This is a genomic window from Nonlabens ulvanivorans, assembly GCF_000732625.1.
In the GTDB taxonomy this organism is placed as follows: Bacteria; Bacteroidota; Bacteroidia; order Flavobacteriales; family Flavobacteriaceae; genus Nonlabens; species Nonlabens ulvanivorans.
Genome location: NZ_JPJI01000032.1, coordinates 1,374,012 through 1,392,755, shown reverse-complemented (window position 1 = coordinate 1,392,755; position 18,744 = coordinate 1,374,012). Strand labels below are relative to the sequence as shown.

General features: G+C 33.5%; 13 protein-coding genes. 8 read left to right on the top strand and 5 right to left on the bottom strand.

The features are described 5' to 3' along the window. Positions 1-2 precede the first annotated feature (2 nt). The 8 genes from murQ (at position 3) to IL45_RS13275 (ending at position 8,070) form a co-directional block, all read left to right on the top strand. A complete protein-coding gene (gene murQ, locus IL45_RS13310) occupies positions 3-815 on the top strand; it encodes an N-acetylmuramic acid 6-phosphate etherase (protein WP_036584791.1) in 813 nt (270 codons plus the stop codon). Next, a complete protein-coding gene (locus IL45_RS13305; RefSeq protein WP_036584789.1) occupies positions 815-1,054 on the top strand; it encodes a DUF6095 family protein in 240 nt (79 codons plus the stop codon). The genes murQ and IL45_RS13305 overlap by 1 nt, the downstream gene beginning before the upstream one ends. Before the next feature lie 75 nt (positions 1,055-1,129). Next, entirely contained in the window at positions 1,130-1,894 is a 765-nt protein-coding gene (locus IL45_RS13300; protein WP_036584787.1) for a hypothetical protein, read from the top strand. Positions 1,895-2,080: 186 nt separating this feature from the next. Then, positions 2,081-2,803 (top strand): hypothetical protein, encoded by a 723-nt coding sequence (locus tag IL45_RS13295; RefSeq protein ID WP_036584785.1) that lies wholly within the window; start codon positions 2,081-2,083, stop codon positions 2,801-2,803. Positions 2,804-2,942: 139 nt separating this feature from the next. Then, positions 2,943-4,655 (top strand): OstA-like protein, encoded by a 1,713-nt coding sequence (locus IL45_RS13290; protein WP_235183355.1) that lies wholly within the window; start codon positions 2,943-2,945, stop codon positions 4,653-4,655. Positions 4,656-4,657: 2 nt separating this feature from the next. Beyond that, on the top strand, positions 4,658-5,839 hold the full coding sequence (locus IL45_RS13285; RefSeq protein WP_036584783.1) for an aspartate aminotransferase family protein: 1,182 nt from the start codon (positions 4,658-4,660) through the stop codon (positions 5,837-5,839). A 110-nt stretch (positions 5,840-5,949) separates the two neighbouring features. Next, a complete protein-coding gene (locus IL45_RS13280) occupies positions 5,950-7,329 on the top strand; it encodes a tetratricopeptide repeat protein (protein ID WP_036584781.1) in 1,380 nt (459 codons plus the stop codon). 9 nt (positions 7,330-7,338) lie between these two features. After that, on the top strand, positions 7,339-8,070 hold the full coding sequence (locus IL45_RS13275) for a tyrosine-protein phosphatase (protein WP_036584780.1): 732 nt from the start codon (positions 7,339-7,341) through the stop codon (positions 8,068-8,070). A 3-nt stretch (positions 8,071-8,073) separates the two neighbouring features. On the opposite strand, the gene IL45_RS13270 is transcribed toward IL45_RS13275, so the two are convergent. From IL45_RS13270 to IL45_RS15030, 5 genes are all read right to left on the bottom strand, one after another. Then, positions 8,074-10,449 carry a GumC family protein gene (locus tag IL45_RS13270; RefSeq protein ID WP_036584779.1) on the bottom strand — a complete coding sequence of 792 codons (2,376 nt, stop codon included), beginning with the start codon at positions 10,447-10,449 and terminating at the stop codon, positions 8,074-8,076. Positions 10,450-10,452: 3 nt separating this feature from the next. Then, positions 10,453-11,244, bottom strand: coding sequence for a polysaccharide biosynthesis/export family protein (locus IL45_RS13265; RefSeq protein ID WP_036584778.1), 792 nt, complete (start codon positions 11,242-11,244; stop codon positions 10,453-10,455). 17 nt (positions 11,245-11,261) lie between these two features. Further along, entirely contained in the window at positions 11,262-13,259 is a 1,998-nt protein-coding gene (locus IL45_RS13260; RefSeq protein WP_235183354.1) for a polysaccharide biosynthesis protein, read from the bottom strand. A 79-nt stretch (positions 13,260-13,338) separates the two neighbouring features. After that, positions 13,339-17,307: a T9SS type A sorting domain-containing protein gene (locus tag IL45_RS13255; RefSeq protein WP_036584776.1), complete on the bottom strand. Its 3,969-nt coding sequence runs from the start codon at positions 17,305-17,307 to the stop codon at positions 13,339-13,341. A 312-nt stretch (positions 17,308-17,619) separates the two neighbouring features. Further along, entirely contained in the window at positions 17,620-18,741 is a 1,122-nt protein-coding gene (locus tag IL45_RS15030) for a hypothetical protein (RefSeq protein WP_106200891.1), read from the bottom strand. Between the last annotated feature and the right edge of the window lie 3 nt (positions 18,742-18,744).

Below are 18,744 nucleotides of genomic sequence, written 5' to 3'. Positions count from 1 at the left end.
TCATGTTTACTAAAACCACAGAGCAAGACTCTTTATATGATGGACTAGAAAATATGTCCACCATAGAACTTCTTAATAACATCAATCGCGAAGATCAGAAAGTAGCTATTGCTGTACAACAGGTCATTCCACAAATTGAATCATTTGTAGATAGTATCGTTCAAAAGATGAAGTCTGGTGGTCGACTTTTTTATATAGGAGCAGGAACTAGTGGTCGATTAGGAATTTTAGACGCTAGTGAATGTCCACCAACTTTTGGTGTATCTCCAGATAAAATCATAGGCCTTATCGCTGGTGGTGACACAGCTATAAGACATGCTGTAGAAAATGCCGAAGATGATACCAAACAAGCAATTAAAGATTTACAAGCCTATTCTATTAATGAAAATGATACCGTGATAGGTATTGCAGCCAGTGGAACCACTCCATATGTTTTAGGAGGTTTAAAAAGTTGCAATCGTTTAAATATCTCTACAGGTTCTATTACTTGTAATGCAAATAGTCCCATTGCGTTAGAATCAAACTACCCTATCACTCCTATTGTAGGTCCAGAATTTGTGACTGGCAGTAGTCGCATGAAAGCTGGTACTGCTCAGAAAATGGTTCTCAATATGATCAGTACTACAGTGATGATTAAATTAGGACATATAAAAGGTAATAAAATGGTTGACATGCAATTGAGTAATGATAAATTAGTAGACCGTGGTACTAGAATGATTATGGAACAGACCGGTATTAATTATGAAAACGCTCAAAACGCATTAAAAGAATACGGTAGTGTACGATCTGCTATCAACCATATAGACAACTGTTAATGGAACAGCAACAGCCATCAACAGATAAAGAAGTATTAGGAAAAGGCATCACAAGACTCATGACTGCCATTCCATTTTTAATTGCTGGACCTATCTTAATTTATTTGGGCGCTGGAAGTGATCATCCCATCATATTCTTAATGCCAGGTATTGCTTTCTGCATACTTGCGGTTGTATTTATTTTTCAAGGAATCAATACTATATTAGATTCCATGTTTAAATCAGATAAAAAAAGGTAATATAAACCTTCTATTCTACGTTAAATAGAAATATTTTGAATCACGCTTTCGCGAAAGCGTAAAAACTAAAGTTCTATGATTAGATATTGTTACACAGCCCTATTAATTACCGTACTACTCGTATTTAATTCCTGTAAAGAAAAAGTAGAAAATTTAAAGGAATCTAATTATATAGTAACAGGCGATGTTATTGATTATGATGGAGATGTTGCACAATTGAACATCATGGGATTTTTTGTAGATCCATTATTTAAAGGAAGTGTGGATGAAAATGGAACATTGGAAATTGAATTACCAAATGAGTTCAATGAAACCTCTCAAAAAGCATTTGATGATTACAATTCCTTAGGCGATGCGGCATATGAATTGAGCGCAATAGGTATAGAAGATGTTTTTAGTCCACTAGAAAACCTTACGATATCAAATCCGAATGCCCAGATTGCACTGGCTGGTAAATATTACGGATTTGAAACCTATCAAGACGGCATTAGAACAGGACGAATATTCCCTGGATCTTCAAGAGAATTTATAACATATAATATAAATCCAGAGAAACACGAACCTATTGAAGGTCATTTTTATATGTGGCTATATAGTGACAGCGATACGAGTATTAAAGGTTCTAATGGTTCACCTACAGAAGTAGATGAATCGGGAAATGTCATTAAAAAATCGATTAGAAATTATGATGTTACCCTATCTAAAGGTTGGAATGTTGTTAGATACGCGGTTATCGAACTAGGAACAGATTCTGAAGGCGATTTACAAGTCATGAAATCAGCGTTTAATACCGAAGGAAATTATGAAAAAGAAATAGATTGGTATTATTTCCCTTTATAACAAAGACTCTACTCGACGAGTGGTTATTTAATCAGTTGAATAGATTTATTAAAAGACTGATTTACAAACCTATAATCTTAGAAGTGTTTGTTAACGATTATTAAAGCCTAGATAGCGAAAACTTAACAGAATTTTACAAAGTCGTGTTAAATAGAAGTAGTTTTGTCTACCCAATTTAATAGGACCATGAAAAAAATATTTACAATTTTTGTTTTAGGAATTATTGCTGCAGCTTGTTCCTCAGAAGAAGCAAACGTAGATCAATATGAAGCTCAAAACATCGATAAGATGACTGAAGCTGATTTTGTTGATTTTATGCAGACAATCGCAATCAGTCGTGACGTTTTACCTCGTGAGTTAAATCCAGAGGAATCTGTTTACCCATTACCTATCGAATCTATCACCACTACTGGTGAAGAGAAGTTTCTTATTGAAGATCCAGATTTTGGTGCTTGTTTAGTTCAAGATATCAATTTACCAGGTACTGGTGCTGTAGGTAACCTTAAGGTTACAAAATTCAACGATAACGATGGTAACGGTAACGGTAATACTAAATTTGACTTTAAATATACTGCTGCACCAGGATGGTACATCTCTTCTGTATCTATGAATATAGTAGGTGACTGTAACCTTACTCCATTAGTTAATGGTATTCCAGATGTATGTGCTTTCAATGTAAGAAACTGTTTTTCTGGAAGACGTACAGGTGTTACTTATAGATTTAGAGATAACTGTTTACCTGACTGTACTTGTCTTGCTGCTTATGTAGTAATGTATACCTTAAAGGATAACGGTTGTGTTGATCAATGTGTAGGTGTATGGGTTGATGGTGAGCAATTAGGCTTAAGTGATACTGCAAAATCTAACACTTTCTGTCAAGACGAATGTGGAGAAGTTCAAGATAACTAGAACATACTTTTTATATTAAAGCGCTCCTTATGGAGCGCTTTTTTTTTGCCCTAATTTTAAAAATAAAAAAACAAGATTGTACGTTACTTAAACAATCATGGCATCGTTTTAGTAACTTTGTATGTTAAAATCAATTCTCTTGAAAATCACAATTAGTACTCTATTATTTTTCATAACCTTCCTTTGCTATGGACAGGTGCAACAAATTGAAAATAATGATATCTCCTCTACTGAGAATGATTCCATCATTAATGTAATTTCTGAATATCAATTCATTGATGAAGAAAATTATCCAGATGCTATTATTTATGCAAAATCTGATGCTCAACAAGTATATGTAGTTCATCAAGGCATTAAAATGTGGTGTGACCAAGCTGTTTTTTATAAAAAAGACAATTTCTTAAGAGCACTAGGCTCTGTACGTATGAATCAAGGTGACAGCGTTCTCATGAATTCAAAATATGCAGAATATAATGGAAATACTCAATTAGCATTTGCTGCTGGTAAAGTGAATATGCGCAGTCCAGAGACTACTTTATCTACAGACACCTTATACTTTGATCGCAATAAACAACAAGCTTATTATAGAAGTGGTGGAACAGTTAAGGATACAGCTAGTACACTTACTAGTCGTGTGGGCAGATTTTTTATGCAAGAAAAAAAATATCAATTCATTGATGATGTGGTTATAGTTAATCCTGACTATACCATTAACTCAAGTCAAGTTAATTTTTATACTGAAACGGGACATGCTTATTTATATGGTCCATCGACCATAAAAGGTAAAGCGAGTACAGTCTATTGTGAACGTGGTTTTTATGATACACGTAATGACTACGGACATTTTGTAAAAAAATCTCGCATTGATTATAATAATAGAACCGTTACCGGTGATAGTCTCTACTTTAATCGTGTTACTAATTTTGCTAGCGCGACAAATAATATAGTCGTAACAGACACCATAAATAATTCTATTATTAAAGGCCATTATGCCGAAGTCTTTAGAGACAAAGATTCTGTTTTTATAACTAAAAGAGCGGTAGCTATATCGTTGCAAGAGGCAGATTCTGTATACATACATGCAGATACTCTAATGGTAACAGGTCCAGAAGATAATCGCATTGTACGAGGTTTTAGAGATGTAAGACTTTTTAAAAGTGATTTAAGCGGTCGATGTGATTCTATTCACACTAGGCAATCAACTGGACTTACTAAAATGATTAAGAAACCTGTCCTATGGAGTGGTAAAAGTCAAATAACAGGAGATTCTATTCATCTACAAAGCAATGTAGAAACAGAAAAACTAGATTCTTTAAGAGTGTTTTACAATGCCTTTATAGTAGATAAGGATACCATTCATGATGGTTATAATCAGATAAAAGGAAAAGAGCTCATAGGGTTATTTAAAGATAATGAGCTAAATAAAGTGAAAATTGATAAAAACGTTGAAAACTTACTTTATGTTTCTAATGAATCTGATGAGCTAGTTGGGATCAACAAGGGAACCAGTAGTAAGTTAGAAATCACCTTTAATAATGGTGATATTGCCATTATAAAACCTATAGGTAATCCTAAGGATGAAACCATTCCGCCAGATGAATTACCTGAGAATGCAAGAAGACTAAGAGGCTTTAACTGGCGAGGTGAAGAACAACTCAACTCTGTAGATGATCTATTTATGGGGAAACCTAAACCTGTACTTATTAAAATCCAAGGGCTACCACTGCCTTTACAGGAAGAAGATTTCTTTGATGAGAACAACTCTTCTCAAATTAACGAAAACTCACGTTTAAAGGATAAGAAGTTAATTGATAAAAAAGAAGATCAACAATTAATAGGTAAAAAGAAATAGCCTTGAAGCAAGACTTTTTTCAATTTCAAGCTCCTACTACCCCATTTGCTCCAGCTCTTGAGGTATCACATGCGCGTGGAAATTACATTTATGATGTCCACGGCAATGAATACTTAGATTGTGTGGCAGGAGTCAGTGCACTACCACTAGGACATTGTCATCCAGCAGTCACTACCGCTATTAAAAAACAAGTAGACTTATACATGCACGTGATGGTCTATGGAGAATATGCTCAAGAACCAGCAGTCGAGCTATGTAAAAAAATAGCACAACACATGCCTGAGCCTCTTCAAATGACCTATCTAGTCAACAGTGGTACAGAAGCTATGGAAGCTGCTATAAAACTGGCACGTAGAGTAACCGGTAGAAGTGAATTGATCTCTATGCAAAAAGCTTATCACGGCAATACTATGGGATCCTTAAGTTTAATGGACTATGAAGAACGTAAAGCACCTTTCAGACCTTTATTACCACAAGTAAAACATATCAAGTTTAATTGTATGTCTCAATTAAACTTAATTACTTCCCTAACTGCCGCAGTAATCATAGAATCGATTCAAGGTGGCGCAGGTTTTATCATCCCACATGCATCATGGTTAAAGGCGCTAAAGACAAAATGTGAACAGACTGGCGCATTACTGATTATAGATGAAATACAACCAGGAATGGGCCGTACAGGATCCATGTTCTATTTTACACAACATGACATCATACCAGACATGGTGATTACAGGTAAAGGCCTGGCCGGTGGACTGCCCATAGGAGCATTAACTGCTAGTGTAGAACACCTTAATATGTTTAAAGAAGCTCCTATGCTGGGACATATTACCACATTTGGCGGTAACCCAGTTATAGCTTCTGCCGCACTTGCCACTATGACTGAACTTGAAAAAGGAGATCTCATTAAGGATGTAAGGATTAAAGAATTACGCTTTCGCGAAAGCTTAAAAAACAAAAACATTAAAGAAATAAGAGGCACAGGATTAATGCTAGCAGCCATACTGTCAGACGATCAATATACAGCCGCGATTGTAGATGAGTGCCGTAATCGTGGTGTAATTTTCTTTCTACTTCTATTTGAAAAAAAAGCTGTAAGAATCACGCCACCACTTACCATAACTCAAGATGAGATAACAAAATCATGTGCTATATTAAATGAAGTCATCAACGAATTTTATGATTAAAACCTCTAGTAAAGGCTGTTTATAAAATGTTTATAACAGATTTTGAACTCTAATGGAAAGAATGGCAAATATTTTGAACTTAGTAAGAGTACAATTCTTAAAAACCAAATATGCATTTTGAACTTAATAGTGATGGCTTCATGAGCGTTAAAAAGTTTGAATTAATGCTTAAATCCAACGAGGTTGGGTTTTTTGATAGTGAAGAATTTCAACAGATTGTAGAACATTATCTAGAAGCTGGTAAAATGATTATGGCCCGTAAAGCCGTACAACTAGGTCTATCACAACATCCCAGTTCTGTTGAAATTAAATTGTTACAAGCAGAAATTCTTGTGTTTGACAATGAATTTGAACGAGCACATGACCTATTGAATAATTTGTATGAAATTCAGCCTCATAATTCAGAGATTTATATTCAAAAAGCAAATATTTTTTCAAAAACTGATGATCACGAAAAGGCAATTGACCTACTGCAACAAGCTCTGGAGCTAACAGAAGATCAAGCAGATGTTTATAATCTGATAGGCATGGAAAATCTTTTTATAGAAGATTATAAACTTGCCAAAGTAAATTTCATCAAATGTCTTGAATTAGATGAGACAGATTATTCTGCATTATATAATATCATCTACTGTTTTGATTTCTTAAAAGAAAATACAGAGGCTATTGAATTTTTAAATAATTTTTTAAATAGCAATCCATATAGCGAGGTAGCCTGGCATCAAGTAGGTAAACAGTATTTTGATCTTAAAATGTATGAGAAAGCATTAGCCGCTTTTGATTTTGCAATTATTTCAGATGAATTATTTGTTGGTGCTTATTTAGAAAAAGGTAAAGTTCTTGAGAAGCTAGGAAAATATAATCAAGCGATAGAAAATTATCAAATTACGCTTGAGTTAGACGATCCTACCTCATTTGCCTATTTAAGATTAGGAAAATGCTATCAAAAATTAGGAGCCTATGATCTAGCCGTTAAGTTTTATAAAAAGACAGTAAAGGAAGATCCTTTGTTAGATAAAGGATGGATTGCGCTAGTCGATTTCTATTCTAAGCAATTGAATTATCAAAAAGCATTGAGCTATATTGAAAAAGCTACAGAAATAGACAGTGAAAATGCTCTTTACTGGATTAGATATGCAAAATTAAATAAGAAATTAAACTTTTTTGAAGAAGCAGAATACGGCTATCGTAAAGCGGTCGATTTAGGTAATTATGAATTAGAAACTTGGTTACAACGTTCTGATATTCTTTTACAACTAGGAGAATTAGATGGACTTATTTCTAATCTAGAACATGGTCTAGAGTTTTACCCAGATGATGCTGAGCTTGAATATAGACTCGCTGGTGCTTACTTTAAATTACAAGACATCACAAAAGGGAGATTTCATTTGCAAAATGCCTTTAAAAACGATCCAGAGTTCTTTATTATTATTGAAGAACTATATCCAGAAATTGTAGGAATGGATGAAGTTAAACTTATCATCACATAAACTAAAATCATGCTGTTTTTCTCAAAGAAAAGTTTCCTTGTAGATCATCTAGAAGGACTAGTAGATATACACAATCATATATTACCAGGAATTGATGATGGTTCACCAGATTTGAGTACAACTATCGAGATGATTCGTTTGTTTAAAGAAATCGGATATAAAGGTTGTATAGCAACGCCTCATACGATGGAAGATTATTATGGTAATGATACTGAAACGATCACTTTAAACTATAAGGATACTATTGACCAACTTCATGCGTCCGAGAATCATTCATTTATTGTAAAGGCATCATCAGAGTATATGATGGATAGTGGATTTGAAGAGTTAATAGAATCAGAGAAGATACTTTTTCTTAAAGATCGAATTTTACTTACTGAGTTTTCTTATTTTCAAAAACCAGAGTACGTAAATGAGGTCGTTTTTGATATGTTACAAAAGGACATCACTCCTATCCTAGCCCACCCAGAAAGATATCGATATATAAAGGGAATTGAAGAATTTAAGGATTTAAAAAATAGAGGTTTTCTATTTCAACTAAATCTACTTTCTATACAAGGGCATTATGGTAAAGACGCTCAGAAAAAGGCAATGTTGTTATTAGAACATAACTTATACGATCTGGTAGGAACAGATGCTCATAAACCAGAACATTTAAGCAAAATAAAGGAAATACAAATTAAGTCTAATATAATTAAGAGTATTCAACCTGTTATAGAAAATAGTAAGCTAAACTTTTAATACTTAAAAGTTTAGCTTAGCCTTTAATTTCTCCATAAAAGTTTTCTTATCTGCCGAGTAAGAATACCCATATTTATTACCGTATCCAAAGTTAGTCAACTTAACACTATTGATGACTGCCGCTACATTAGTTAATTTACCATCTTTTATGGTATCTGAGATAAATTCTAAAAGACCACGATCTGTATGATTTGCTCTAGTAACATACACGGTTACATCAGCAAATTTATTGATTAAGAACGTATCTGTAACAACAATGGTTGGTGCAGAATCAATAATTACTAAATCAAACATTCCTTTTGCTTCCTCGATCATATCTTTAGTCCTACTCTGCATCCACAACTCTGCAGGATTAGGAGGAATAGAACCAGATAATAGCATATGTAGATTACTATTATCATCTACAGGAACCACAAGATCTTCTAACTTTAAATCTGAATTTACCAAGTACTCTGTAACTCCTTTTTTACGTTTTAAACTAGCGTCAAAGAATCTATGAAGTTGTGGATTACGGATATCACCACCAATAAGTAGTACTTTTTTGCCACTATAAGCAAAAGTACTGGCTAAATTAAATGCTGTTGTGGTTTTACCTTCACCTTTTACTGTAGAGGTTACCAAAACAACTTTGGTATCATCGTGATTTAAGGCTCCTAATTTATATTGTAGGTTTGTTCTAATGATTCTAAACGATTCAGCGAGAACACTACGATCGTTAGGAATAATACGATCCTTTGCATCACTTTCTAACTTTGGTACCTCACCTAAAATAGATACCTGAGGTAAGTTTCTTTCTAAATCTTTTCTAGATTCAATCTTGTTGTAAAAAATTTGTTTTAAATAAACCAGTCCTAACGGAATTAAAACACCTAGAACTAAAGCAGCGAGTAAAATAATCTTTGGCTTAGGAGAAACAGGTGTATCTGGTGCATAACCCGAATCGACAATTTTTGCTTTAGGGGCAGTAACCGCCAGCGATATAGCCGTAGTTTCTTGTTTTTCTCTAAGTAGTAAATAAATAGCCTCAACCACTTCACGATTTCGTTCTACACTACGACTCGTTTTCTCATTATTAGGAACTTGAGATATGTTAGCATTGATTTGATTAGACTTTCTTAATAGGTTATTTTGTTCCACTTTCAAACCATTGATATAGCTATCTAAAGAACTAAAAATACCTCGCTTTAAAGAACTTAACTCGTTTGATAATCTTAGCATCACTGGACTCTCTTGAGTAGATGTTTGTCCAATTCTTTGATAAGTGGTCAACACTTCGTTGTAATTATTAATAAGCGCAATTAATTGAGGCTCATTTAATCCTAAACCAGAAGTCGTAACGCTCTTCTCAATATCCGTTATCATAAATTCTTTTAATGATCTCCCTATGGATAATTGTGTCTCAACTTTTAATAATTCAGATTCAATTTCATTCACTTTTTGTAAATCCAGTGAAGTTTCTACGCCAATATCAGTAAGTCCTTTATTGGTCTTGAAAGATTCAATTCCAGTCTCTACACTATCTAAATCCTTAGTGATATCATTAAGACGCTCCTCTATAAACTCGGCAGTATTAAGTGCTACGATATTCTTATCATTTATAGCATCCTTGTTATATTCTTCAATGAGCTGATTCAATACATCTTCAGCACGTTCACCTACAACATCTGTAATAGATAAATTGACGACACTACCTCTTTTACCCGAAGTGTTTACATTTAATCTTGAGTGATAACTTTGTACTACTAATTCTTTAGGGTTTATAACAATTTTTAAATCAGAAAGTTCCTGAGCATCATCTTGACTTACATGAAATGAAAGAGGTGAAAATATCAGCGATAAATCTTCTATATTGATGATTTCTCCATATTCTTTAGTCAACCACTTTGAATCAGAATTTAACCTTAAACCAAATAACGAATCACTAACTTCCTTCACATAAAATGTAATCGGTTTTGTAAATTGAATTAAAGAATCCTTTTTTAGGATATTGACATCCAAAAAGCGATTGTTATATACATCACTTTCCTTTACATTACCTTTTCTAGAATAGGTTGTTGTCAAGTTAAATTGATCTATAACATTTGATAATAACCTCTTCGACTTCAATATTTCGATTTCATTCTCGACACTATTAAAATTACTACCGAATAACCCCATGTCACCCAATACTCCAGTCTCAGACAAACCACCACCCATTTGAGTGTCTTTAATAATTATCGATGCTGTCGCTTGATACTTTTTGGTGGCATATCTCAAATATAATTGAGAGGCCACAACACAAAACAAAACGGATAGTATAATCCATGGCCAAGCTTTTATAAACGGCTTCAGCTGATCCCTTAAAGATTGTTCGCTTGTCTTATTATCTTGATTATTCATTAATTATTTATTCAAATTTGAAAATACCACCACTGTTGTCAATAATAATGAGGCTATTGATACATAAACGGAAATATTTCTGTTAAAACCAGAGGCCTGAATCTGAGCTCCATTTGGCTCAACAATTATGGTATCATTCTGATTTAGATAATAAAATGGTGAGTAAATAAAATCGGCACTCGTTAAATTTACTCTAGTAGAAGTTTGAATTCCATTCATGTCTCTAATTACAACAATATTATCTCTTCTTCCATAAACGGTCAAATCACCAGCGAGACCGATGGCTTGCAATAATGTTATTCTATTATCATCAACGCTATAAGTACCTGGTCTATTCACTTCTCCTAAAAGTGTAATCTTATAATTAATTATACGAACATCAACAACCGCATCCTTAACATATTTGAGCATTTCATTTTTTAAATGATCTTGAAGTTCAATTCGAGTATATCCACTTGCTTTAACTTTTCCTAATAACGGATAATTAATAAATCCTTCGTCATCCACCAAATAACTTTGCAACGTTTCTTGTGATCTAATAGAAAGTTCTTGATTCACAACAGGACTTACCACTTTATTAAATGGTTGAACACTTTCCATATTTTCGCTCGTGACAATTATTTTTAAAATATCGTCATTTGTAATAACAGCATCATATTTTGAAGATTGGGATTCAGATAATGCCGTATCAATATCTTGAACGTATATAATGTCTTTTTTAGAAACACAAGAAGATGTAAATATTACTGTCGCTAAAACAATAAAACTGAATTTTAATAGTGTGATTTTTCCCATTTTGCAAATATAAGATTTTAGGTTCTTATTTTGACATCTTTATCGAGCTCTTCATAAATACTATTCTGACTTAGAAACTCTGGTATTAATTCCTTTAATCTTTTTACTACTAAAGTGTTATTCTGTTGTTCTGCAGCAGCAGCTATATCAATAATAAAATTATTAACCTCTTCCATACAAAGAACTTGATCTTTTGCCCTCATAATTTTCTTATGATGCGTCTGCAGTGTTTTCGCTTTATCATTTAATAATTCTTCAAACAACTTTTCACCAGGTCTTAAACCTATGACTTTAATATCAATTTGTTCATAAGGTACAAATCCTGAGAGTTTAATCATTTTCTCAGCAAGATCCATGATTCGAACAGGTTTCCCCATATCAAAAACAAAAACTTCTCCACCTTGCCCCATAGTTCCAGCCTGTAACACTAACTGACATGCCTCTGGTATCGTCATAAAATATCTTATAATATCTTGATGAGTGACAGTTACCGGACCACCAGCTGCAATCTGCTTTTTAAAGTGAGGTATTACAGAACCATTAGAACCTAGAACGTTTCCAAATCGAGTTGTAATAAAACATGTTTTTGATTCTTTAGCTTGTAATGCTTGAACGTAGATTTCAGCAGCACGCTTTGAAGCACCCATGACATTAGTAGGGTTTACTGCTTTATCTGTTGAAACCATTACAAATCGGTCCACACCAAATTGAGAACTAAGGTTGGCAAGATGCATTGTTCCAATAATATTGACAAATACAGCTTCTGAAGGATTGTTTTCAATAAGAGGCACATGTTTATAAGCTGCAGCATGAAAAACAACCGAGATGTCCTCTTTATTAAATAGATTAGTCAATCTCTTTAAATTACCTACATCTGCTAATACAAATTCGAAAGCAACGTCCGTAAACATTGACCTCAATTCTAGTTCAAGCTCATGTAAAGGAGATTCGGCTTGATCTAGAACTATAAGTTTTTTAGGATTGAACTGAGATACTTGTCTCACAATTTCACTACCTATAGAACCGGCACCACCAGTGACTAATATAATTCTGTTATTAAGATATTCATTAATTAACGAATCATCTAGTACAATTGGATTACGTTCTAATAAATCCTCAATTTGGATTTCTTTTATATTACCTTGAACACTCTCAGAATCATTCCATTCTTTAATAACTGGAGCATTATAAATTTGAATACTATAATTAAGACATTCATCAACAATATTGTTTTTTTGTTTATTAGAAATCGTATTTCCTACGATAACAATACCGTCAATATCATAAGGTTGTAAATTTTCATATAAATCACTGCTATACTTAAAAATAGGCTTTCCTAAAATCTTAATCTTTGAATGAGATTTAGTAAAAGATACAAAGCCCGCTAAATCGAAATCTTGATTTCTAGATATAGTCATAGCTTCTCCTACTGAAATAGTATCATCATTAACCCCTAATAGTAACACTCTTTTTTTCTCTTTAGTATTAAGATTAGTAAAAAGTTGATACACAGATTTTACTACAACTCTAAACAATAACATCAAGCCAAAAGTTATCGTGGCAAAAATCGCGAGAAAAGGAACTAAGAAAAGTTTTTTATCAAAAAGTAAATGATAACCATAACTAATCATCATTAAAGCTAACGCAGCTGAAATAGCAGCTAAAGCTATTTTCAATATATCAACAGTGGTACTATGCCTTATTAAGCCTGCATAAGTGCTAAAAACGAAAAAGAATGAAAACTGAACCAAACAAACTACAAAGCCTTGCTGCAATATGGTCAAAGACGGATAAAATGAAACCGATAAATTTTCAACTAATAAATAGCTTATCAAAAATGATAGAATGACAATGAATGAATCTATTGCTACCACAGCCCAGCGTGGCAGATACGATATATTTCTAAACTTTAAATCGTTATCTCCGTTGAGTAGAACATGCGACAATCTTTTTTTAAAATAATCCCAAGTCATTGTATTAATATTAATTGGTTTAAAAAAGGGTAATGTAACCATTACCCTTTTAAATTCTTCTATATGAATATAAAACTACAATCTAATCTATCATATAGATACCTGATTATTAAGTTGCGCTTTATTTGATAACAATCCTTTCAACAAAGCGATTATTGCCCTGCTGTATAGTTAACAAATATACACCCATATTTAAATTATCCAAATTAGTCAGGATGACTTGACCGTTGTGCGCTTCAAAATCTCGACGAAGTAACAATTGTCCCGATAAATTGTGAATCTGAACCGATGATTCAGTATCGTTACTCAAACCATTAATTTGTAATGACCCATCTATTACCGGATTTGGATACATTGTAATAGAATCAGTTCTAACGACATCTAACTCACTTAAAGTAACATTTGAGAAGTAAATAGAAAATCTATCTAATGCCACTGTGGAAGGAACTGTGCTGTCAAAATTTAATGATATAGTGGTCATTACGTCTGCAGCTATGAGATGATACTGATTAGTATGAGCATCATATAAATAGGTGTTCAAATTATTTACACCAGATAACCTAGTTTTGAAATCATAGTTCCCATCGTTAAATCGCTTGATTTCTAAAGGAATTATGGTTCCGTCAGTAGGATTAGAACGACTCTCTATGGCAAGTCTATTAGAATTGTTGATAATCGAAATATTTTCATCTAAATTTTCAATCTTCAATAGATCAAACGAATCTACAATGTCTAGCCCATTCAAATCAAAATTGATTTTAAGACCATCCAATGCTGTAGCGTTTGAATTGTAAACATCTAAAGTTAAAAATCCTTGTGGTACACTAAACGTAGATGTTAAGTTAGAACCAGATACTTTATAGCTTTCTTTAAAAGTTACACTTGGCACATCTGTATCTGCATCATTTAATATTTGTAAAAACATCGATTGACCAGGTTGTAACTCACCAGCTACTTCTCCATCTGTCGGTGTACTAGTGGAATCTCGAAAATCATAAGCTCTATAAGCACCTCTTGTACCAGCTTGTGGATTCCATACGTACATAAAGTTAGGATTCATGTCTTCTTGAGTTCTAGTTGCCATGTCAAATATCATCGCTCCTACATCTACTTTGGCCTGATAAGGGTTACCAGCAAATACAAAATCACCTGTAGATAAACTAGCATCAAAAGTTTGAATGGCATCGTTTAGTTTTAGTTCACCTGTAGTGATTAACTTGGTATCATTAGGCGTATCACTAATCGTTAAATCTATGGAACGATCTCCTCTGATGAATAATCGGTAAGGTGTTCCTACGCTTAAAGAAGCATTCATATCATCAGTAGCAGTTGGAGTTTGCCAGGCTTGTGTTCCATCATTACTAAAAGTAAAAGCAGATGGATTATTAGAACCCGAAATATCAAATCCACCAGATGTTCCACCCGTAATTTGTGTTCCTATTCCTGCTTGATATCCTGCATCACCAGGATTTAATCCACCTTGCTGCCAATTATCAAAAATAGTTCCCGTCATATCTACCGGTGAACTTACAAACCTGAAGGCACGTTGTGCTGGGTAAAACTGTTCTACTGTAACATCACCTGTTATAGAACCAGAAATCACCTCTTCAACTACAGCACTTTTACCATCTATGGAATTAAAAGTCAGCTGATCATTAGTTATTAGATTTCCTGAAACTAATTTTAAATGACTATTCAATTCAGTTTCATCTATTAAAGATACTGAACTCAACAAAGTCATCGATTCATAAATACCTTCTGCTTCGATAGTTTCTGAGCTAGGATTAGCCAAAATCTGTATATTATCTAAAGCGATTTCATCAGAAGAATTACTTCCACTATCTGCAGAGGACCATGCTAAAACATAAGTCGCACCGCTAGCTATATTTAAACCTGTCAAATCCAGAGCTATCAAATTACGTTTCCATTCTTCAATCACATCTTGACCTAACATAGATGTAAGAGCAACATCAGTTATTTCATTAAGTGAGTTGATATCTGATCCATGGGAGAATCTGAAATCATTTGCTCTATTTTCATTATCTAATACATAAAAATCATAAGCTATAGATAAATCTGTGATGGTTACTCCGGTATTGTTTGTAAATTGAAAATGGATAGTTCCTGGAGTAAAATCACTTCCAGTAGGCTGCACACCTAGTGCAAAATCACCTGGTGCTACTTCAAAAGCATAAATTCCACCACTATTCACACCTCCATCAGAAGTTCCTTTACCGAAATCATTGCCGGATTGCTCATCTCCAAAAGAGGTGGTTCCATCTTGTAAACCTGTTATTGCAAAAGCATCAGCATCTAATTGTCCTGCAGTAGGTACCGTTGCAAAACCAGAACCATTAAATGCTCCATTATTAACATTAGGTACCGTATTATCAAAATCAATAAGATAGTTGGTATCTACCATATCCACTTGCAATCCTTGAGGTTGCGGATCTGTTACCGTGTAAGATTGTTCGGAACTCGTTGTGGTTTCTGGTGCCGCATTAGCATCTGTGGCAACTATTTGATAGTATACTGTGGTTCCATCTGCTTGAGCATCTATTACCGCAGTATAAGTGTCACCACTTGTTAAACTCATCATTTCTGAAGGCTGATTATAAACACCTGTTGCAAACCCATATTCTAATACCACACTAGCAAGACCATCTGCATCTGTAACATCTGCATTGATAGTTACTGTTTCAGTAGAAGCTGGTACTAATGGACTGTTTGAAATATTAGTTACTGATGGAGCTAGGTTTGTATTAGCAGGTAATGTAGTAATTTCAATTTCTTCTAGTACCCATTCTTCAGCATCTAATCCTGTGTTATCATATAAAAATGCGATATAAGCCTGACCTTGAATAGCAGAAGCGTCAACCACAGTACTAGAGGAAGCCGAATAAGTATTACTAGAAGAAGTATTATTAGGATCAAAAGTCAAATCTGTCCATGTCGCTGTAGTAGGATCTCCTGAACCATCATAATCTGTAGAATACCTTAATAAAAACTCTCCACTTTCATTTATAGCATTTCCATAACGTTCTGATGTGGTCACTTCAATTTGATTAATACTTGCCATCGCAGGAAATGAAACAGGCGCTTCAGTAATTAACCAATCGATATCATCAGTACCTCCAAAACCATTCATAGTATATGAACCTGAACCACAAAGCCATTCATCATCACCAGCCTCATCAAAAGATACCCATGCATTATTTGCACAATCATCAAATGACTCTGTATAAGGCAGTGATATAGGTGCTACATCATCTTCTAAAACGGTTAAGGTAAACTCATTATTTAATCCAGCAGCAGCCATATCGCCACCTTGTATGTTTTGTAATTCAAATACAAAATTCTCATCCATTTCTGCAAGCATATCATCAGTCACAGTAACGGTTACCGTCTGACTGGTTGAAGAACCAGCTGGAAAAGTAAGAGCCTGAGTCATATAGTTCCCGATATTACTTGCCGTACCAGAGGTTAGTACGACATCTGCAGTAGTAGCAGTTGTAGCGGATTCATTAGAAATAGAAACCGTAAGATCAACCGTACCAGCATCTTCATTTACGGTTAACGCATTGGGATCAAATTGAAGAGTTGTAGTTACTGGACCAGCAGACATGTATGTCACATCGAAAGTGTCAACATAAATTCTATTTGAACTAGAACTATCTCGTTGAAAAAATTCAACTTGAGAGGTAGCCGAAATACCGCTTATCACATATGCTGTGCTAGAAGAAAGATTAACAACCGCTCCGCCATCTACGCTATAGCCCGCATTACCAGTTCTTCCAGAAGCGTTTATAGTAATATCAGTTATAATAACACCATTACTAGGATAAATTACAATAGAGCCTCCTTTGGTCGCATTTTGATACAATCTCAATTGACTACTAAAAATTCCAGGATTTGAAGAACCCGAGTTTTTAAAACTACCAAAACCGATATTCGCATCTAATGCCACTCCAGGCGAGCTAACATTGAGTCCTGACTGTGCCCCAGAACTAGAAAAATCATAAGATACAGTTGTTTGTCCATAGGAAACAAATGCAGCACAAAAAGCCACTAATAGTAATATTTTTTTCATTTGTATGATTTTATAGAATCACAAAAATATTGTTATTGCTACAAATTCGTAGTGGATTTACATTAAGCGTAGGTTAAGTTATTAAGTTTTATTTGATAACTGAAAATTCCTTCTGCTGATAATAAACGTCTTGCATGCTTATAGAATCCTTCATGGAATGAATAGGCTTCGTTACCACCTTTTAATACTCGTAACCAATAAAAAAGCCGATAGCACATAAAATAATGGGTATCGACTTTTAAAATTTTGTAATGAACTGTTTAGGGAAAACGCTTTCGCGAAAGCGAAAATATTATCATACTAGTTCATACATTATTTATTATTTGAAATATCTAAAAAAATAATAAATGCAAAAATGAGATCTACATGATAGAATCCCCAAAATATAACATGATTGAAAAGGCAAAGTAATAGAAAAAAGAATATACTTGAAAAATTAAACTTATTTATTTTTCTTAATAAAATTACCCCTAGTACAGCTGAATAGATTAATCCATGAGTCGCCAATAATTGAATAATACTATTGTGTGCATGATATTGTTTTCCAGAGGCTGAAATCCAACGAAAATCTTTTGAGTTATTTCCTAACCATAAATGATCATTAATAAAAATATAAAAATTGTAAAAGATTTTTAAACGTTGAGATGTAAGGTCATTTATGTAGGAAATAGAAGTAAAAAGAATTAAACTACAACCAAATAATAACAAAGTAGATACTATTATAGATGTTACCATAGTAATACTGTATTTTTTCCAAATTAGATATTGATATAAATAAAAGGGTAAGAGAAGGAAAATCATGTATTTACTACCAGACAATACTACTCCTATCGTTCCAACTAAAAGAAAAATTTTAAAAAAATTGTTTTCTTTGAAAAATTGAAAAGATAATATTAGTAAAAGGAAAGAATTTAATCCGAAAACAATCGAGCTATCACTCAACACGTTAATTCCTTCAAGTGGTAGAATAAAATTATAGCTAATTGGATTTTTTAAATTAAACCACAAGGTTTGTAAATCCTTGTTCCCAGAAAAAAATAATATAACCGCTAATATTATTTCGAAAAAGAAAAAATAACAAAACAACTTGATCGTAGATCTTTTTATAAAAGGCGAGATCGCTAAGCTTATACTTAAGAAGAATAAGGCGCTAACGGGCACAAAATCATCAATCCGATTGAGTTGACTAAAATCGAAGCGGAAACTGTAAAATGATATGCACGAAATTAATGTTAGTACTCCTAATCCTAATAACGATTTAATACTCTTCTTAAAATCGAATAACCACCCTATAGAAAGCAGTAAAGTAGGAAGTAATATATAATTGGGAATATGTAAATACGTTGCAAACATAAAGTTTGAAACAACTAAGATGTCAAGCAGATGTTGTCGATTTTGATAAAAAAAGAGACCTGCATCTGTTTGCTTAAACATTTT